14 protein-coding genes are annotated in these 18,979 nt (G+C 69.1%); all 14 read left to right on the plus strand.

Going from position 1 to position 18,979, the window contains the following annotated elements; genetic code table 11:
• Window positions 1-91: 91 nt before the first annotated feature.
• The 14 genes from DIE17_RS04290 to DIE17_RS04355 all read left to right on the plus strand — a co-directional run bounded on the left by DIE17_RS04290 (window position 92) and on the right by DIE17_RS04355 (window position 18,824).
• Window positions 92-1,294, plus strand: a complete 1,203-nt coding sequence (locus tag DIE17_RS04290) for a MexX/AxyX family multidrug efflux RND transporter periplasmic adaptor subunit (RefSeq protein WP_124573115.1) — start codon at window positions 92-94, stop codon at window positions 1,292-1,294.
• 19 nt (window positions 1,295-1,313) lie between these two features.
• Window positions 1,314-4,451: a multidrug efflux RND transporter permease subunit gene (locus DIE17_RS04295; protein WP_124522200.1), complete on the plus strand. Its 3,138-nt coding sequence runs from the start codon at window positions 1,314-1,316 to the stop codon at window positions 4,449-4,451.
• Window positions 4,448-5,911 carry an efflux transporter outer membrane subunit gene (locus DIE17_RS04300; RefSeq protein ID WP_124522198.1) on the plus strand — a complete coding sequence of 488 codons (1,464 nt, stop codon included), beginning with the start codon at window positions 4,448-4,450 and terminating at the stop codon, window positions 5,909-5,911. The genes DIE17_RS04295 and DIE17_RS04300 overlap by 4 nt, the downstream gene beginning before the upstream one ends.
• Window positions 5,912-6,775: 864 nt before the next feature.
• Window positions 6,776-7,288 (plus strand): fimbrial protein, encoded by a 513-nt coding sequence (locus DIE17_RS04305; RefSeq protein ID WP_044843588.1) that lies wholly within the window; start codon window positions 6,776-6,778, stop codon window positions 7,286-7,288.
• Between the two features lie 118 nt (window positions 7,289-7,406).
• The gene (locus tag DIE17_RS04310; protein ID WP_124920752.1) at window positions 7,407-9,860 is read left to right on the plus strand and encodes a fimbria/pilus outer membrane usher protein; all 2,454 of its coding nucleotides are present in this window, start codon (window positions 7,407-7,409) and stop codon (window positions 9,858-9,860) included.
• Window positions 9,861-9,876: 16 nt separating this feature from the next.
• Window positions 9,877-10,623, plus strand: a complete 747-nt coding sequence (locus tag DIE17_RS04315; RefSeq protein WP_124485527.1) for a molecular chaperone — start codon at window positions 9,877-9,879, stop codon at window positions 10,621-10,623.
• The gene (locus DIE17_RS04320; RefSeq protein WP_124485720.1) at window positions 10,620-11,642 is read left to right on the plus strand and encodes a fimbrial protein; all 1,023 of its coding nucleotides are present in this window, start codon (window positions 10,620-10,622) and stop codon (window positions 11,640-11,642) included. Before DIE17_RS04315 ends, DIE17_RS04320 begins: the two co-directional genes overlap by 4 nt.
• Before the next feature lie 321 nt (window positions 11,643-11,963).
• Complete coding sequence (locus tag DIE17_RS04325; protein ID WP_124522196.1) at window positions 11,964-12,632, plus strand: RNA polymerase factor sigma-70; 669 nt, start codon at window positions 11,964-11,966, stop codon at window positions 12,630-12,632.
• A gap of 117 nt (window positions 12,633-12,749) precedes the next feature.
• On the plus strand, window positions 12,750-12,992 hold the full coding sequence (locus DIE17_RS04330; protein ID WP_044843583.1) for an MbtH family NRPS accessory protein: 243 nt from the start codon (window positions 12,750-12,752) through the stop codon (window positions 12,990-12,992).
• A 44-nt stretch (window positions 12,993-13,036) separates the two neighbouring features.
• A complete protein-coding gene (locus DIE17_RS04335; RefSeq protein ID WP_124522194.1) occupies window positions 13,037-14,056 on the plus strand; it encodes a TauD/TfdA family dioxygenase in 1,020 nt (339 codons plus the stop codon).
• On the plus strand, window positions 14,046-14,897 hold the full coding sequence (locus DIE17_RS04340) for an ABC transporter ATP-binding protein (protein ID WP_124522192.1): 852 nt from the start codon (window positions 14,046-14,048) through the stop codon (window positions 14,895-14,897). The genes DIE17_RS04335 and DIE17_RS04340 overlap by 11 nt, the downstream gene beginning before the upstream one ends.
• Window positions 14,894-16,996, plus strand: a complete 2,103-nt coding sequence (fhuB, locus tag DIE17_RS04345; protein WP_124522190.1) for a Fe(3+)-hydroxamate ABC transporter permease FhuB — start codon at window positions 14,894-14,896, stop codon at window positions 16,994-16,996. Before DIE17_RS04340 ends, fhuB begins: the two co-directional genes overlap by 4 nt.
• A complete protein-coding gene (gene fhuF / locus DIE17_RS04350; protein WP_124522188.1) occupies window positions 16,993-17,793 on the plus strand; it encodes a siderophore-iron reductase FhuF in 801 nt (266 codons plus the stop codon). Before fhuB ends, fhuF begins: the two co-directional genes overlap by 4 nt.
• Window positions 17,793-18,824, plus strand: coding sequence for an ABC transporter substrate-binding protein (locus DIE17_RS04355; protein WP_124522186.1), 1,032 nt, complete (start codon window positions 17,793-17,795; stop codon window positions 18,822-18,824). The genes fhuF and DIE17_RS04355 overlap by 1 nt, the downstream gene beginning before the upstream one ends.
• Window positions 18,825-18,979 lie beyond the last annotated feature (155 nt).

The following is an 18,979-nucleotide window of genomic DNA, read 5'->3' on the forward strand; positions in this document are numbered from 1 at the left end:
GACCGCCTGTATTTAATCAGTCGTGACTGATTATAATCGGCCACCCTGAGCCGCCGCATTGTATCGGCGGCGAACGATCCGAGGTCAGCACATGAATAACAAACGCTCCCTGGGGCGCCGCCTGCGGCTGGCGTCGTTCGCGCTCGCGGCCGTGCTGGCCGCGACCGGCTGCGGAAAGGGCGAACGGGACAAGGCGCCGGAGGCCATCCAGAACGCGACGGTCGTGACGGTGCGTCCGACGGCCGTGCCGATGACCGTCGAATTGCCGGGCCGGCTCGACGCATATCGGCAGGCGGAAGTGCGCGCGCGGGTCGCGGGCATCGTCACCGCGCGGACTTACGAGGAAGGCCAGGAAGTGGAGCAGGGCGCGGTGCTGTTCCGCATCGACCCCGCACCGCTGAAGGCCGCGCGCGACGCAGCGAGAGGGGCGCTCGCGAAGGCGCAGGCCGCCGCGCTCGCGGCGAGCGACAAGCGCCGCCGTTACGACGACCTGGTGCGCGACCGCGCGGTCAGCGAGCGCGATCACACCGAGGCCGTCGCGGGCGACACGCAGGCGAAGGCCGACGTCGCGTCCGCGCAGGCCGAGCTCGCCCGCGCGCAACTGCAGCTCGACTATGCGACCGTCACCGCGCCGATTTCCGGCCGCGCCCGGCGCGCGCTCGTGACCGAAGGCGCGCTCGTCGGCCAGGACCAGGCGACGCCGCTCACGACCGTCGAGCAGCTCGACCCGATCTACGTGAATTTCTCGCAGCCGGCGGCCGACGTCGACGCACTGCGCCGCGCGGTGAAGAGCGGGCGCGCGACGGGCATCGCGCAGCACGACGTCACGGTGACGCTGCTGCGCGCCGACGGCACCGCGTATCCGCTGAAGGGCAAGCTGCTGTTCAGCGATCTCGCGGTCGATCCGACCACCGATACCGTCGCGATGCGCGCGCTGTTCCCGAATCCCGAGCGCGAACTGCTGCCGGGCGCGTATGTGCGGATCGCGCTCGACGCGGCCGTCGACCAGCGCGCGATCCTCGTGCCGCGCGATGCGCTGCTGCGCACGGCCGATCGCACATCGGTGCGCGTGGTCGACGAGAACGGCAAGGTGAAGGACGTCGAAGTCGCCGCCGACCGGATGAGCGGCCGCGACTGGCGCATCACGCGCGGTCTCGCGGGCGGCGAGCGCGTGATCGTCGACAACGCCGCGCAGTTCGCGCCGGATACCACCGTCAAGCCCGTCGAGCAGGCCTCGCCGACGAAGGCCTCGTCGGCGAAGGCCGCATCACCGGCGGCCGCCCGTCAAACCTGACCGGTTCACATAGACCAACATGGCACGTTTCTTCATCAATCGCCCCGTCTTCGCGTGGGTGATCGCACTCTTCATCATGCTCGGCGGCGTGTTCGCGATTCGCGCGCTGCCCGTCGCGCAGTATCCGGACATCGCGCCGCCCGTCGTCAGCATCTATGCGACGTATCCGGGTGCGTCCGCGCAGGTCGTCGAGGAATCGGTGACCGCGCTGATCGAGCGCGAGATGAACGGCGCGCCGGGGCTGCTGTATACGTCCGCGACGAGCAGCGCCGGGATGGCATCGCTCTACCTGACGTTCAAGCAGGGCGTCAACGCCGATCTCGCGGCCGTCGAAGTGCAGAACCGGCTGAAGACGGTCGAGGCGCGGCTGCCCGAACCCGTGCGGCGCGACGGCATCCAGGTCGAGAAGGCCGCGGACAACATCCAGCTCGTCGTGTCGCTGACGTCCGACGACGGCCGGATGAGCGACGTGCAGCTCGGCGAATACGCGTCGGCGAACGTCGTGCAGGCGCTGCGCCGCGTCGACGGCGTCGGCCGGGTGCAGTTCTGGGGCGCCGAATACGCGATGCGGATCTGGCCCGACCCGGTGAAGATGGCCGGGCACGGCCTCACCGCGTCGGACATCGCGTCGGCCGTGCGTGCGCACAACGCGCGCGTGACGGTCGGCGACATCGGCCGCAGCGCGGTGCCGGACAGCGCGCCGATCGCGGCGACGGTGTTCGCCGACGCGCCGCTGAAGACGCCGGCCGACTTCGGCGCGATCGCGCTGCGCACGCAGCCGGACGGCGCCGCGCTCTATCTGCGCGACGTCGCGCGCATCGAGTTCGGCGGCAACGACTACAACTATCCGTCGTACGTGAACGGCAAGGTCGCCACGGGCATGGGCATCAAGCTCGCGCCCGGCTCGAACGCGGTGGCCACCGAGCAGCGCGTGCGCGCGGCGATGGACGCGCTGTCCGCCTACTTCTCGCCGGGCGTGAAATACCAGATCCCGTACGAGACGTCGTCGTTCGTGCGCGTGTCGATGAACAAGGTCGTCACGACGCTCGTCGAGGCCGGCGTGCTGGTGTTCCTCGTGATGTTCCTGTTCATGCAGAACCTGCGCGCGACGCTGATCCCCACGCTCGTCGTGCCGGTCGCGCTCGCGGGCACGTTCGGCGTGATGCATGCGGCCGGCTTCTCGATCAACGTGCTGACGATGTTCGGGATGGTGCTCGCGATCGGCATCCTCGTCGACGATGCGATCGTCGTCGTCGAGAACGTCGAGCGACTGATGGTCGAGGAAGGGCTCGGGCCCTACGACGCGACCGTCAAGGCGATGCAGCAGATCAGCGGCGCGATCGTCGGCATCACGGTCGTGCTGACGTCGGTGTTCGTGCCGATGGCGTTCTTCGGCGGCGCGGTGGGCAACATCTACCGGCAGTTCGCGCTGGCGCTCGCGGTCTCGATCGGCTTCTCGGCGTTTCTCGCGCTGTCGCTGACGCCCGCGTTGTGCGCGACGCTGCTCAAGCCGGTATCCGGCGACCATCACGAAAAGCGCGGTTTCTTCGGCTGGTTCAACCGCTTCGTCGCGCGCTCGACGCAGCGCTATGCGACGCGCGTCGGCGCGATGCTGAACAAGCCGCTGCGCTGGCTGGTCGTGTACGGTGCGCTGACCGCGGCGGCCGCGCTGATGCTCACGCAACTGCCGAGCGCGTTCCTGCCCGACGAGGACCAGGGCAACTTCATGGTGATGGTGATCCGGCCGCAGGGCACGCCGCTAGCGGAAACGATGCAGAGCGTGCGCGAGGTCGAATCGTACATTCGTCGCGACGAGCCGGCCGCGTACACGTTCGCGCTCGGCGGCTTCAACCTGTACGGCGAGGGGCCGAACGGCGGGATGATCTTCGTCACGCTGAAGAACTGGAAGGAGCGCAAGGCCGGGCGCGATCACGTGCAGGCGATCGTCGCGCGCATCAACGCGCGCTTCGCGGGCACGGCGAACACCACGGTGTTCGCGATGAACTCGCCGGCGCTGCCCGATCTCGGTTCGACGGGCGGCTTCGACTTCCGGCTGCAGAACCGCGGCGGGCTCGACCATGCGGCGTTCAGCGCCGCGCGCGAGCAACTGCTCGCGGCGGGCGGCAAGGATCCGGCGCTCACCGACCTGATGTTCGCCGGCACGCAGGACGCGCCGCAGCTCAAGCTCGACATCGATCGTGCCAAGGCGTCGGCGCTCGGCGTGTCGATGGACGAGATCAACACGACGCTCGCGGTGATGTTCGGCTCCGACTATATCGGCGACTTCATGCACGGCACGCAGGTGCGCCGCGTGATCGTGCAGGCCGACGGGCGGCACCGGCTCGATCCGGACGATGTGCAGAAGCTGCGCGTGCGCAACGCGCGCGGCGAGATGGTGCCGCTCGCGGCGTTCGCGACGCTGCACTGGACGCTCGGGCCGCCGCAGCTCACGCGCTACAACGGCTATCCGTCGTTCACGATCAACGGCTCGGCCGCGCCGGGACACAGCAGCGGCGAAGCGATGGCCGCGATCGAGCGGCTCGCCGCGAAACTGCCGGCCGGCATCGGCTACGCGTGGTCGGGGCAGTCGTTCGAGGAGCGGCTGTCGGGCGCACAGGCGCCGATGCTGTTCGCGCTGTCGGTGCTCGTCGTGTTTCTCGCGCTCGCGGCGCTGTACGAGAGCTGGTCGATCCCGTTCGCGGTGATGCTGGTCGTGCCGCTCGGCGTGATCGGCGCGGTGCTCGGCGTAACGCTGCGCGCGATGCCGAACGACATCTACTTCAAGGTGGGGCTGATCGCGACGATCGGGTTGTCCGCGAAGAACGCGATCCTGATCGTCGAAGTCGCGAAGGACCTGGTCGCGCAGCGCATGTCGCTCGTCGACGCGGCGCTCGAGGCCGCGCGCCTGCGGCTGCGGCCGATCGTGATGACGTCGCTCGCATTCGGCGTCGGCGTGCTGCCGCTCACGTTCGCATCGGGCGCCGCGTCCGGCGCGCAGATGGCGATCGGCACCGGCGTGCTCGGCGGCGTGATCACGGCGACGGTGCTCGCGGTATTCCTCGTCCCGCTGTTTTTCGTGATCGTCGGCCGCCTGTTCGACGTCGGCCCGCGCCGGCGCGGCGGGTCGCGGCCGGCGACGATGGAGGGTGCGCAATGACGTTTCACCTGAAGGCGCGCTCGACGCCGCGGGCCCCGGTCGCGCTGGCCGCGGCACTCGCGTTCGCGCTCGCCGGCTGCTCGCTCGCGCCGCGCTACGAGCGGCCGGCGGCGCCGGTGCCGGCCAGCTATGCGCCGGTCGACGGCGGCACGCAGCCGGCGTCGGTCGCGGCGCCTGCCGATGCCGCGCTGCTCGACGACTGGCGCGCATATTTCACCGACCCGGCGCTGCAGGCCTGGATCGACGCGGCGCTCGCGAACAATCGCGACCTGCGGATCGCGGCCGGCCGGCTCGACGAAGCGCGCGCGCTGTACGGCGTGCAGCGTGCGGACCTGATGCCGTCGCTCGACGCGAACCTCGGCTACGAGCGCACGCGCCAGTACGACCCGGTCGTGCGCGAGAGCGCGGTGAGCGGGCTGTATCGCGCCGGCGTGGGTATCAGCGCGTACGAGCTCGACCTGTTCGGCCGCGTGCGCAACCTGTCGGATGCGGCGCTCGCCGAGTATTTCGCGACGGCCGACGCGCAGCGCACGGTGCGCATCGGCGTGATTGCCGAAGTCGCCGGCGCGTACGTTTCCGAACGGTCGTTGCACGCACAACTGGCGCTGGCGCAGCACACCCTCGACGCACGCGAGCGCATCGCCGCGCTCACGCAGCGCCGCTATGCGGCCGGCACGAGCGATGCGATCGAGCTGCGCTCGGCCGAGATGCTGGTCGCGTCCGCACGTGCGTCGCAGGCCGCGCTGCAGCGCGAACACGCGCAGTCGGTGCGCGCGCTGCAGTTGCTTGCCGGCGATTTCGCGCGCACGGTGCCGGCCGACGGCACCGCGCTCGACGCGCTCGCGGTCGCGCCGGTGGCACCCGGCGCGCCGAGCGCGCTGCTCGAGCGGCGGCCGGACATCCGGCAGGCCGAGTCGCGGCTCAAGGCCGCGAACGCGCAGATCGGCGCCGCGCGCGCGGCGTTCTTCCCGCGCGTCGCGCTGACGACCGACTACGGCTCGGTCAGCGACGCGTTCTCGAGCCTGTTCGCGGGCGGCACGAGCGTGTGGACGTTCGCGCCGCGCATCACGCTGCCGATCTTCGCGGGCGGCCGCAATCGCGCGAATCTCGACGTCGCGACCGCGCGCAAGCACATCGCGGTCGCCGAATACGAGAAGACCGTGCAGACCGCGTTTCGCGAAGTGGCCGACGCGTTCGCCGCGCGCGACTGGATCGATCGCCAGCTTGCCGCGCAGCAGGACGTGTACGCGGCCGACGGCGCGCGGCTGAAGCTCGCCGAGCGCCGCTATGCGGGCGGCGTCGCGACGTATCTCGAACTGCTCGACGCGCAGCGCAGCACGTACGAGTCGGGACAGGAACTGATCCGGCTCAAGGAACTGAGGCTCGCGAATGCGATTGCGCTGTATCGCGCACTGGGCGGCGGCTGGACGCCGGCGTCAGCCGGGGAGGCCGCCGCGTGATTCGCTAGCCGTGCGGGTGGCGATCGCGCATTGCGATGTGTCGTCGCCACCCCGGCCGGTGTGGCGTCCATCCGGCCATCGGCACCGATCGACGATGAACGCATCCGCGCGTCGTCGTCATCCACGTAGTTTCTCCCCGCTGTCGAGCTGAAGCGCGCCTTCAACCCGTCACGCATCCTGGCGACCGATCGTGTCGTCACACGGCCCCGAGCGTGCCGGACTTCCTCCTTTTTCGATTCCATCCAGGGCACCGAAACGTCGCGTGCGCGTCGTCGCGCATGTACGCCGAATGCCGAGACGGCGCACGGCATTACATGCGGCTTTTAATCCCGGGTTGACGATTCAATTGATTCTTGTATCGGGAATAATGACGGGTGACGAAATGTCGCGGTAAAACGTTTGTGCGGATTGCGCAATCGTTTGCGCGAGAAATCCGCAACACCGAAAATCGGCCGTTAATTTCCTCTCAGTTGAAAATCGATGAATGCATTCGTTGCGGTCGGGCAACGATGGCAGGATCGGACAGAATTTTGGCATTTTTGATTGGTAATCCGTCGAAGCCATATCCAGCAAGGGAGGGCGGGGAATAAGCGATCCCAAAAAGGAAATGTCTTTAATTTTCAGTCGGTTCTAGAAAATCAAAAAGGACTGCGGATGAAAATATCGTGATTGAGAATTTCAAGGAAACAGTGGGTTTGAAAGTACGCAAGGCGAAGATTGTCATTTGCGATTTGACAATGCTTTACAGAATTCTTTCATTCATATCTCGATAATGCCGCCTCGTGACGGACGGAAGCCAACCACACGCTGCCTTTTGTATCCGCCACGTCGTCCATTCCCTTTGCAATTCTCACGGAAAACGTCATGAAAAAATCCCTCCTGGCCGCTGTCGCACTCGCAGCCCTGTCCACCTCGGCCTTCGCAGCCGGCACCGGCACGATCAACTTCACGGGCGAGATCGTCGCGGGCGCGTGCGGTATCGACTCGGGTTCGGTCAACCAGACCGTGAACCTCGGCAAGGTGCCGACCCACACGTTCAAGAAGGCCGGCGACAAGTCCGAGCCGGTCAAGTTCGACATCGTCCTGACCGACTGCGACACCAGCATCTCGAAGAACGCATTCTTCACGTTCACGGGTACGTCGAACGCGGCCCAGCCGAAGCTGCTCGCCACGATCGGCTCGGCAACCAACGTCGGCATCCGCGTACAGGGCGCAACGGGCGAAGACCTCGACAACGGCGTCGAACAGGCCGCTGCAACCCTGCTGCAGAACGGCAACAACACCGTGCGCTTCGCTGCACGCTACGAAGCGACGGCAGCCGACGTGACGCCGGGTACGGCCGACGGCGTCGCGAACTTCACGGTTCGCTACCAGTAAGCGGCCGTCACGGGGGAGGGGTGCGCGCACCCCTTCTCCTGCCTGTTTTCCTGCCCAGTTTTTCTCGGACTTCCGGTAGCACCGCGTGCGAATCAGACATTCCTTCCTTTGCGTCTCCGTGCTGGTGGTCGGCAGCCAGAGCCATGCGACGGAATTCAATTCGTCGTTCCTCGACATCGACGGCTCGAACAACTTCGACCTGTCGCAGTTCGCGCAGGCCGACTTCACGCTGCCGGGCGAATACATGCTCGACGTGCAGGTCAACGACCTGTTCTACGGGCTGCAGGCGATCCAGTTCATCGCGCTCGACCCGTCCGGCGCTGGCAAGCCGTGCCTGCCTCCGGAACTCGTCGCGCAGTTCGGGCTGAAGCCGTCGCTCGCGAAGGACCTGCCGCGCTTCCAGGGCGGTCGCTGCGTCGATCTCGGCGCGATCGAGGGCGCCACCGTGCGTTACCTGAAGAGCGACGGTCGGCTCAAGATCACGATTCCGCAGGCCGCGCTCGAATTCACCGATTCGAACTACCTGCCGCCGGAGCGCTGGTCCGAAGGGATTCCGGGCGCGATGCTCGACTATCGCGTGATCGCGAACACGAACCGCAACTTCGGTTCGGGCGGCGAGCAGACGAATTCGATCCAGGCCTACGGAACGATCGGCGCGAACTGGGACGCGTGGCGCTTTCGCGGCGACTACCAGGCGCAGTCGAACGCGGGCAGCAGCGCGTACGCGGATCGCACGTTCCGCTTCAGCCGGCTTTACGCATTTCGTGCGCTGCCGTCGATCCAGTCGACGGTGACGTTCGGCGACGACTACCTGAGTTCGGACATTTTCGACACGTTCGCGCTGACCGGCGCGTCGATCCGCAGCGACGACCGCATGCTGCCGCCTTCGCTGCGCGGCTATGCGCCGCTGATCGCGGGCGTCGCGCGCACCAACGCGACCGTGACCGTCTCGCAGGCGGGCCGCGTGCTGTACGTGACGCGCGTGTCGCCGGGCGCATTCGCGCTGCAGAACATCAACACGAGCGTGCAGGGCACGCTCGACGTCGCAGTCGAGGAAGAAGACGGCAGCGTGCAGCGCTTCCAGGTGACGACGGCCGCCGTGCCGTTTCTCGCGCGCACCGGACAGCTGCGCTACAAGGCCGCGGTCGGCAAGCCGCGGCAGTTCGGTGGCGCCGGCATCACGCCGTTCTTCGGTTTCGGTGAAGCGGCGTACGGCCTGCCGCTGGATTTCACCGTGTACGGCGGCTTCATCGCCGCGTCGGGCTATACGTCGATCGCGCTCGGTGTCGGCCGCGATTTCGGCACGTTCGGCGCAGTCTCGGCCGATGTCACGCATGCGCGTGCGCGCCTGTGGTGGAACGGCGCGACGCGCAACGGCAACTCGTACCGGATCAACTATTCGAAGCATTTCGACACGCTCGATGCCGACGTGCGCTTTTTCGGCTACCGCTTTTCCGAGCGCGAATACACGAACTTCGCGCAGTTCTCGGGCGACCCGACCGCATACGGCCTCGCCAACAGCAAGCAGCGCTATTCGGCGACGCTGTCGAAGCGCTTCGGCGACACGTCGACCTATTTTTCGTACGACCAGACGACTTACTGGGCGCGCTCGTCCGAGCAGCGCATCGGCCTCACGTTGACGCGTGCGTTCTCGATCGGTGCGCTGCGCAACCTGAACGTCAGCCTGTCGGCGTTCCGTACGCAAAGCGCGGGCACGAGCGGCAACCAGTTCTCGGTGACCGCGACGCTGCCGATCGGCGGTCGTCACACGGTCACGTCGAACCTGACGACGGGCAACGGCAGCACGAGCGCGAACGCAGGCTACATCTACGACGATCCGGACGGCCGCACCTACCAGGTCAACGCGGGCGCGACCGACGGCCGCGCATCGGCGAACGCGAGTTTCCGCCAGCGCACGTCGACGGTCCAGTTGACCGCACAGGCGTCGACGGTCGCGAACGCGTATGCGGCCGCGTCGCTCGAGGTCGACGGCTCGCTCGTCGCGACGCAGTACGGGCTCGCCGCACACGCGAACGGCAACGCGGGCGATACGCGCCTCCTGGTCTCGACCGACGGCGTGCGCGACGTGCCGCTGTCCGGCACGCTCACGCACACCGACTCGCGCGGCTATGCGGTGCTCGACGGGATCTCGCCGTACAACGTGTACGACGCGACCGTCAACGTCGAGAAGCTGCCGCTCGAGGTGCAGGTATCGAACCCGATCCAGCGCATGGTGCTGACCGACGGCGCGATCGGCTTCGTCAGGTTTTCGGCGGCGCGCGGCAGCAACCTGTACCTGACGCTGACCGACGCGGCCGGCAAGCCGCTGCCGTTCGGCGCATCGGTGCAGGACGCGGCGAACGGCAAGGAGCTCGGCATCGTCGGCGAGGGCGGCGCGGCGTTCCTGACCCAGGTTCAGCCGAAATCGGCGCTCGCGGTGCGCGCGGGCGAACGCACGCTGTGCACGGTGGACGTGCTGCCGAACCAGCTTCAACTCGAAGGCACGCCGATTCCGGTGACGTGCCAGGCATCCGGCGAGTCGCACGCAGCGGCCGCACGGATCGAACGATGATTTCACGGATCCAGCGATGAACCACGTTTTCTCCCTTTCCTTCCTGCGCCGCGCGTCGTGCATGCTGAGCGCGGCGAGCGCGCTGCTCGCCGGTGTCGCGCACGCGGCGATCGTCCCGGACCGCACCCGCGTGATCTTCAACGAAGGCGAACAGGCCGCGATCGTCACGATCACGAACAAGAGCACGACGTATCCGTATCTCGTGCAGTCGTGGCTCGAGGACGCGAAGGGCAACAAGATCGCGTCGCCGCTGATGGTCGTGCCGCCGCTGCAGCGCATCGAGGCGAACGAGCGCAACGTGCTGCGGATCGCGAAGCTGCCCGGTGCCGCGCTGCCGGCCGATCGCGAATCGGTGTTCTACCTGAACATCCGCGAAGTGCCGCCGAAGTCCGATATACCGAACACGCTGCAGATCGCGCTGCATACGCAGATGAAGCTGTTCTACCGGCCGAAGGCCGTGCAGCCCGCGCGCGACGAGGACTGGACGCTGCCGATGACGCTGCGGGTGGACCCGGCCGCGCACACGCTCGTGTTCGACAACCCGACGCCGTACCACGTGACGGTGGTGGAGGTGACGGCCGGCGCGCAGAAGACGCCGGTGCCGATCGAGCCGGTGATGGTGAGCCCGATGAGCACGGCCGGCGTGCCGTTCAAGGCCGCGACGCCGTCGACGCTGTTCGTCACGCATATCGACGATTACGGCGGCCAGGTGGCGGTCGAATACGCGTGCGACGCCGGTGCGTGCAAGAGCGTGAAGCGATGAGCGGCGGGATGCGCGAACGGCAATGGCCGGCAGCATGGCTGCGCTGGCTCGTGCTTGCGTTGCTGGTCGCGGCGGCGCAGCCGGCGTGGGCGCTGCGATGCCTGACGAACAGCGGCGCGACCTCGCTGACCGAGCCGATCGGCGGCGTGGCGTCGTATCCGACCGACGCGCCGGACGGCTACGTGATCTGGGTGTCGCCGGTCCGCACGACGTCGGGGTATTGCTACAAGGACCTCGGCGATGCCGACAGCCTGAAAGTCGTCGACAACATCTATTTCTACGCGAATCCGAATCGCACGAACCCGGCCGCGTGGGGGCTGGAGATCGGCATCCGCTACAAGGGCGTCGACTACTTCGACAAGACGAGCAATCGCGGCGGCGGGGTGTTTACCGGCTATGCGGTGCCGCCGTGCAGCAGGGAAGACTTCGATCACAGGCGTTGCGAGCAGACCCGCATCAGCATCGACTACCAGGTCGTCGTGCGCAAGAAGGGCAACTGGGTCCAGCCGCCGAGCGATATCTACACGGTGTTCCAGTTCGACGGCGAGTTCGGGCTGAATGCATTCGGCACGAGCTTCCAGTACCGCCTGAGCGGCCTGCGCAACCTCAAGCCGACGCCGTGCTTCGTCGACGTGCTCGTGACGCCCGAACCGGGCATCGTCAACTTCGGACAGGTGCAGGCGGTGGGTAACGGCTTCCTGCCCGCGGTGCCGCGCAAGCCGTTCTCGTTGTCGTTGTCCAAGAAGTGCAACGTCGCGGTGCGCGTCGACGGCTATTTCGAAACGAGCTATCCGCTGCAGAACGGCCTGCTGGTGCCGGCGAAGGACAGCAATTTCGGGATCGGCATCGAGGACAGCAAGGGCAACGCGATTCCGTTCAACCAGCAGTTCACGCTCGCGCAGTTTCCGTCGAACGTGATGAATCAAAGCGTGCGGATGGACGCGGTGCTGAAGTCGTTCGGGCCGCCGAAGATCGGGCGGTTCGATGCAACCGCAACGATCCGGCTGTTCATCTACTGACGCGCGCTGCGTGCGCGGCCGGACGCGTCGCGCGCGCCATGAAAGAAGCGCCGGCATGCCGGCGCTTCTTTGCGGCGCTCCCGACGCCGTGCCACACCCACCTGGCGCCGCGGGCCGTTTACGGTGCCATGCCAATTCCTTCCCGCGGAAAGCTTTCCCCACGCCACCGCTGCGCGGCAGCCATCCCGTCCGACAAAAACACGGATCCCGTCAATTAATCAGACAAATCCTGACGATCTGAAGGGGCATTTCGTAATCGCATTGAGAATGATTTGCGTTTACGTTAAATTGCGCTATCTCGAAATCTGACGGAGCAGATCGATGGCAATGGCGGAAGTGCTCGAACGGCCGGCAGCCGCAGCGGCGAACCCGTTCCTCGGCAGTTGTCCGGACCTCCCGTCACGTCCCGCACCGCGGGCGCATCGCGGCGCGCAGCCGCGTGCGCAGGGCGCGCTGCTCGACGTGCTGATTGCCCATCGCACGATGCTCGTCAACGTCGCGCGCGGCTTCGTCGGTTGTGCGAGCCGGGCCGAGGACGTCGTGCACGACGTGTTCGTGAAGCTCGTCGAATTCCCGAACCAGGACGCCGTGCGCCAGCCGGTCGCGTACGTGACGCGGATGGTGCGCAACGCGTCGATCGACGCGTGCCGCCGGCAAAGCCTCGAGAACGTCTATCACACGGAAGAGGACGACGGCTTCGACGTGCCGTCGCCGGAACCGACGCCCGAGGCCGCGCTGCTGACGCGCGACACGCTGCGTCGCGTATGGGCCGCGCTCGACGACCTGCCGGCGCGCAGCCGCGCGGCGTTCGAGATGGTGCGGCTGCGCGAGGAGACGCTGCAGACCGCGGCGCGCGCGCTGAACGTGTCGCAAACCCTCGTGCATTTCATGGTGCGCGACGCGGAGCGGCACTGCGCGGAATGCCTCGACGCATGCCATCGCGGCGTCGCGTGCCCGGTGTTTCTCGGCGGCCGCGCGCGGCGACGGTAAAAAAACGCGCCGGCCAATCGTCTTCAAGACAGGAGCGGCCGATTCAACGGTCCAACGATCCGACGGTCCGGTCACTTGCCGCTTCGCATCCTTCAACCGCTTCCCGTTTTTTCGATCATGACGCAAGCCACGACGCCTTCCGCCGACACCGACGACCTCGTCTACACGGTCGTCATCAACGACGAAGAACAGTATTCGATCTGGCCGACGTTCCGGCCCGTGCCGGCCGGCTGGCGCGAGGTCGGCGTGCGCGGCCCGAAAGCCGACTGCCTCGCGCACATCGAGACCGTCTGGACCGACATGCGCCCCGCGAGCCTGCGCCGCGCGATGGACGGCGAGCGCGCGACGCGCACGTCGTGACCCGCCGCGCCGCGATCCGGCGCGTCACCTGAAGAGGACGTTGCATGACCCTGCTTTCGTTGCCGACGCTCGACGACCTGCGTATCGAGCCGGGGCTGCCCACCGTCGTGTCGCCGCGCAGCGCCGACGGCATTTCGATCGACGAGATCGCGCCGCTCGCGCATGCGATCGCGGCCGACACGCTCGAACGGGCGGGCGGTGTGCTGTTCACGGGCTTTCACGTGCCGTCGATCGATGCGTTCCAGCAGTTCGCGGCATCGTTCGGCGATCCGCTGATCGGCTATGAATACGCGTCGACGCCGCGCAGCCAGGTCGAGGGCGCTGTCTACACGTCGACCGAATACCCGCCGCACCGCGCGATTCCGCTGCACAACGAACAGTCGTATACGCGCGAGTGGCCGCTGCGGATCTGGTTTCATTGCGCGCTCGCGGCGCCGAAGGGCGGGGCGACGCCGATCGCGGACAGCCGCGCCGTCTATCGCGCGCTCGATCCGGCGCTCATCGCGCGCTTCGAGCAGCGCGAGCTGCTGTACGTGCGCAATTTCGGCCAGGGGCTCGACCTGCCGTGGCAGCAATCGTTCGGCACCGACGTGCCGGCCGAGGTCGAGCGGATGTGCGCGGCGCGCGGGATCGAATGCGCATGGCGCACCGACGACGACGGCGAACTGCTGCTGCGCACGCGCGAACGCTGCCAGGCCGTCGCGCGCCATCCGCGCACGGGCGACCGTGTGTGGTTCAACCAGGCGAACCTGTTTCACCTGTCCGCGCTCGACGACGACATGCAGGAAGCGCTCGTCGACGCGGTCGGGCTCGAGAACGTGCCGCGCAACGTGTACTACGGCGACGGCGAGCCGCTCGAGGCCGACGCGCTCGCGGAGATCCGCGGCGTGCTCGACCGCCAGCGCATCGTGTTCCCGTGGCGGACGGGCGACGTGCTGATGCTCGACAACATGCTGACCGCGCACGCACGGGACCCGTTCGAGGGGCCGCGCAAGGTGGTCGTCGCGATGGCGCAGAGTTACACGGTCCCGCGCGCGACCGAACGGAGGACCGATGACGCGTAGTACCGCCGCGCTGGCCGCGCGCGGGCTGAGCGTGGGTTATCGCGACCATGTCGTGATCGACGGGCTGGACCTGTCGATCGCGGCCGGCCGCGTCACGGCGCTGTGCGGCCCGAACGGCTGCGGCAAGAGCACGCTGCTGCGCACGCTCGCGGGCCTGCAGCCCGCGCGTGCGGGCCAGGTCGACGTGAACGGCAAGCCGCTCGCGTCGTTTCGCCGCCGCGCGCTCGCGCGCGAGCTCACGATGCTCGCGCAGTTCAACCAGATTCCGTCGGGCCTGACGGTGCGCGAGCTCGTCGCGTACGGGCGCTACGCGTACGGCGGCTTCCTGCGCGGGCTGTCGCGCGCCGATCATGCGGCGATCGACGAGGCGCTCGACACGAGCGGTCTCGCCGGCGACGCCGGGCGCGACGTCGGCGCGCTGTCGGGCGGCGAGCGGCAGCGCGCGTGGATCGCGATGGCGCTCGCGCAGCAGGCGCCGATCGTCCTGCTCGACGAGCCGACGACCTATCTCGACATCCATCACCAGCTCGACATCCTCGACGCGCTGCGCGCGCTGAACCGCGCGCGCGGGCTGACGATCGTGTGGGTCCTGCACGACCTGAACCAGGCAGCGGCGTACAGCGACGACATCGTGCTGATGCGTGCCGGCCGCCTCGTCGCGCAGGGCTCGCCCGACGCGATGCTGGAGCCGGCGCGGCTGCGCGCGGCGTTCGGCGTCGACATGCTGAAGCTCGCGCATCCGCAGACGGGCGCGCCGATGTGCGTGCCGGCCTACGGACCGCCGGCATCCGGCGCGACGGACGCGTTCGATCGCACAGTCCAGCGGGATATCGCCGTATGACGACGTTCGCGATGCGCAAACGGCTCGCCGCGAGCGGGCAGGGCGCCCACGGTGCGGCAGCCGGCCGCCGCGCCGGCGCGCTCGCGCTCGGCCTCGTCGCGCTGATCGCGGTGCTGGCGGTGCTGCGCGTCGCACCCGACCTGCGCGTGTGGTGGAACGCCGTGCCGGGCAGCGACGCGGCCGCGCTCGCGGGCGTGTTCCTGTTCGATCTCAACCTGCCGCGCGTCGCGGCCGCGCTCGTGGCGGGCGGCTGCCTCGGCATCGCGGGCGCGCTGTTCCAGTCGCTCACGCGCAACCCGCTCGCGTCCCCCGACCTGCTCGGCGTGACGGGCGGCGCCCAGCTCGGCCTGCTCGCGGCGATGCTGGTGCCGGCGCTCGCCGGGGTCGCATCGGTGCCGCTGCTGTTCGTCTGCGGGCTGGTCGCCGCCGCGTGCGCGATCGTCGCGGCCGGCGGCTGGCGCGCGACGCCGCTGCGGCTCGTGCTCGCGGGCAGCGTCTGCATGCTGCTGTTCGCGGCGCTGTCGACGCTCGTGCTCGCGTTCTTCGAGCAGAACATCGCGGGCGCCGCGCTGTGGACCAACGGCAGTCTCTATCAGCCGGGCGCGACCGGGCTCGCGCTCGCCGCACGCTGGCTCGTCGTGCCGCTGCTGGCGCTGCCGTTCGTGATCCGGCCGCTGAATCCGCTCGCGCTCGGTGACGAGGCGGCGGCCGCGGCCGGCGTGCGTGTCGACGCGACGCGGCTCGCGGCGACGATCGTCGCCGTCGCGTTCACCAGCGTGGCCGTCAGCATCGCGGGCCCGCTGTCGTATGTCGGGCTGGTCGCGCCGAACCTGCTGCGCCAGGTGCGCGGCGCACGCGCGGCGCGGCTCGGCGTGCTGGTGCCGCTGTCGGCGCTCGCGGGCGGTGCGCTCGTGCTCGTCACCGACAGTGCGGTGCTCGCGTCGGGCCTCGACGCGACGCTGTCGACCGGCGTCGCGATCGCGCTCGTCGGCACGCCGCTGATGCTCGCGATGATCCGGCGCGGCGCCGCGTGGTCGGGCGTGCTGCACGCACAAGCCGAACGCGCGGCCGGCGGCGGGGCGACGCGCATGGTCGGCTGGCTCGAACGGCTCGGCTGGCCGCTGCGCACCGCGCTGTTCGTCGTGGCCGGCGCGCTCGTCGTGTTCGTCGGCGTGTCGGCCGGCCCCGAATGGCTGTCGCCGGCACGCTGGTCGGCCGCGCTGTCGGGTCACGATGCCGTCGCACGGATGCTGATCGACCTGCGCATGCCGCGGCTGCTGTGTGCGCTCCTGGCGGGTGCGCTGCTGGCGGTGAGCGGGGTCGCGATGCAGAGCGTCGTGCGCAACCCGCTCGCCGGCCCCGAAGTTCTCGGCGTCACGCAGGGCGCGGGGCTCGTCACGCTGTTCGCGTTGTCGACGTGGCCGCTGATGGGGCACGTGACGCTCGCGGCGGCCGCGTTGAGCGGCGGTGCGGCGTCGCTCGCGATCACGCTCGTGCTGAATCACCGGCATCGTTACGCACCGCTCGCGGTCGCGCTGACCGGCATCGTGATCGGCGCGCTGTGGACCACGCTCGCGCAATGGCTGATCACGCAGCAAAGCGTGCAGCCCGCGCGCTTCGTCGTCTGGCTCGTCGGCGGCACCTACGGCCGCAGCTGGGGCGAGGTGTCGATGCTGCTGCCGTGGTGCGTGCTGGCGCTGCCGGTATTCGCATGGCTCGCGCGGCCGCTCGACATGCTCGCGCTCGGCGACGACCAGGCGGCCGCGCTCGGCCTGCCGGTCGCCGCGCTGCGGCCGCTCGCGCTGACGATCGCGACGCTCGCCGCCTGCGCGGCCGTCGCGGCGGTCGGTCCGGTCGGCTTCATCGGGCTGATGGCGCCGCACGTCGCGACGATGCTCGGCGCGCGCCGGCATCGCACGCGGCTGTGGCTCGCGGCCGCATGCGGCGCGCTGATTCTCGGCCTCGCCGATCTGGCCGCCCGCACGGTCGTCGCGCCGCGCGAAGTGCCGGCCGGCGTGCTGACCGCGCTGATCGGCGCGCCTTACCTGCTCGGGTTGCTGATCCTCGAGGGGCGCCGCGCCCGGCGCGCGGGGCGATGACGCCGGCGCTCGACGGCGCACGCGCCACGCGATTCTCGGCGTTCGCGCCCGAACCGTTCGCCGCGCATCTCGACGCCGTGTGGCTCGGGATGCCCGACGACACGCACGCGCCGGGCCGGATCGTCGTGCCGGTCAGCGCGCTGCCCGAGCATCGCGATACGGTGCTCGACGCGATGGTCCGCCACTACGGCGGCGATCCGGCGCTGCATGCGCGCGCGCTGGTGTCGCAATGGAGCAAGTACTACTTCGGCCGCGCGGCGCCCGCCGGCGTGGTCGCCGCGCTGACGCTCGGCCGGCCGCTCGACATGGCGCCGGAGCGCACCTTCGTCGCGCTCGACGACGGGATGCCGGCCGCGCTGTATGTCTCGCCTGACGCGCTCGGCGCGCCGTGCGACGAACCTGCGCCGCGCTATGCGGGGCTCGTCGCGCATCTCGGCGCGGTGATCGACCTGCTCGCGGCGATGGGCCGCGTCACGCCGCGCGTGCTGTGGAGCAACGCGGGCAACCTGCTCGACTATCTGCTCGACACGTACCGCGCGCTGCCGTGCGCGGCCGATCCCGTTCGCGATGCCGACTGGCTGTTCGGCGCGTCGTGCGTCGCCGGGGAGCCGAATCCGCTGCGCATGCCGGTGCGCGACGCCGTGCCGCGCTCGCCGCTGCTGCCGACGCCGTTTCGCGCGCGCCGCGTGTGCTGCCTGCGCTATGAAATTCCTGGAGAAACGCAACTGTGTGGAAGCTGCCCGCTGCTATTGACGATGGACGACGCGGCGCTGGCCGGGCAGGATGCGATCCGGTGATGCCGGTACCGCATGCCGGCCGCCGCCATGCGCTCGCGGCACTGGCCGCGCTCGGCGCCGCGTGCTGCGGTGCGCCGGCCGCCGCGATCGCGGACGGCGCGCGCGCCGGGCAGGGCGGCATGCCGTCGCAACCGGGCCGCTCGCTCGCGGCCAACCCCGTCGTGTCGCAGGCGAGCGCGACGATGCCCGTGCGGCCGCAGCGCGTGGTCGCGCTCGACTTCATGTTCGCGGAAAGCGTGATCGCGCTCGACCTCGTGCCGGTCGGCATGGCCGATACCGCGTTTTATCCGGGCTGGCTCGGCTACCAGAGCGACCGGCTCGCGCACGTGGCCGACATCGGTTCGCGGCAGGAGCCAGGGCTCGAGGCGATTGCCGCGGTGAAGCCCGACCTGATCATCGGCGTCGGCTTCCGGCATGCGCCGATCTTCGCCGCGCTCGACCGGATCGCGCCGACGATCCTGTTCCAGTTCAGCCCGAACGTGTCGGAAGACGGCGTGCCCGTCACGCAGTTCGACTGGATGCGGCAGATCTTCCGGACGATCGGTCGCGTGACCGGGCGCGAGGCGCGCGCACAGGCGGTCGAAGCGCAACTCGACGCAGGGATCGCGCGCAATGCGGCGCGGCTCGCGGCCGCGGGCCGCGGCGGCGAACACATCGCACTGCTGCAGGATCTCGGGCTGCCCGACCGCTACTGGGCCTATACGGGCAACAGCACGTCGGCCGGCCTCGCGCGCGCGCTCGGGCTCGACCCGTGGCCGAAGAAGCCGACGCGGGAAGGCACGCTCTACGTGACGTCCGCCGATCTGCTCCGGCAACGCGATCTCGCCGTGCTGTTCGTCACCGCGACGGGGATGGACGTGCCGCTGTCGTCGAAACTCGATTCGCCGGTGTGGCGTTTCGTGCCCGCGCTGCGCGAGCGCAGGATCGCGCTCGTCGAGCGGAACATCTGGGGATTCGGCGGCCCGATGTCGGCGCTGAAGCTGGCCGACGTGATGACCGATACGATGCTGAAGCTGCCGGCCGTGCGCTGAACGCGCGGCGGGTCGTGCGCGGGTGGGGCGGCGTGGTCGCGAATTGCATTGTCTCGCGCGTGTTGCGCGAATGCCTGTTCCGCTGCATTCCGTCGGCGTCGCAAACAACTACGCACACCGAACGATATATCTCAGGTTCTTCCGGTACTTCCCGA

The organism is Burkholderia sp. Bp9099 (genome assembly GCF_003857805.1).
In the GTDB taxonomy this organism is placed as follows: Bacteria; Pseudomonadota; Gammaproteobacteria; order Burkholderiales; family Burkholderiaceae; genus Burkholderia.

Coding starts and splice junctions, on each gene's coding strand:
- DIE17_RS04340 (WP_124522192.1), top strand. CDS start 14,046: ATGACGCGTAGTACCGCCGCGCTGGCCGCGCGCGGGCTGAGCGTGGGT.
- DIE17_RS04325 (WP_124522196.1), top strand. CDS start 11,964: ATGGCAATGGCGGAAGTGCTCGAACGGCCGGCAGCCGCAGCGGCGAAC.
- DIE17_RS04305 (WP_044843588.1), top strand. CDS start 6,776: ATGAAAAAATCCCTCCTGGCCGCTGTCGCACTCGCAGCCCTGTCCACC.
- fhuB (WP_124522190.1), top strand. CDS start 14,894: ATGACGACGTTCGCGATGCGCAAACGGCTCGCCGCGAGCGGGCAGGGC.
- DIE17_RS04295 (WP_124522200.1), top strand. CDS start 1,314: ATGGCACGTTTCTTCATCAATCGCCCCGTCTTCGCGTGGGTGATCGCA.
- DIE17_RS04335 (WP_124522194.1), top strand. CDS start 13,037: ATGACCCTGCTTTCGTTGCCGACGCTCGACGACCTGCGTATCGAGCCG.
- fhuF (WP_124522188.1), top strand. CDS start 16,993: ATGACGCCGGCGCTCGACGGCGCACGCGCCACGCGATTCTCGGCGTTC.
- DIE17_RS04315 (WP_124485527.1), top strand. CDS start 9,877: ATGAACCACGTTTTCTCCCTTTCCTTCCTGCGCCGCGCGTCGTGCATG.
- DIE17_RS04290 (WP_124573115.1), top strand. CDS start 92: ATGAATAACAAACGCTCCCTGGGGCGCCGCCTGCGGCTGGCGTCGTTC.
- DIE17_RS04300 (WP_124522198.1), top strand. CDS start 4,448: ATGACGTTTCACCTGAAGGCGCGCTCGACGCCGCGGGCCCCGGTCGCG.
- DIE17_RS04355 (WP_124522186.1), top strand. CDS start 17,793: ATGCCGGTACCGCATGCCGGCCGCCGCCATGCGCTCGCGGCACTGGCC.
- DIE17_RS04320 (WP_124485720.1), top strand. CDS start 10,620: ATGAGCGGCGGGATGCGCGAACGGCAATGGCCGGCAGCATGGCTGCGC.
- DIE17_RS04330 (WP_044843583.1), top strand. CDS start 12,750: ATGACGCAAGCCACGACGCCTTCCGCCGACACCGACGACCTCGTCTAC.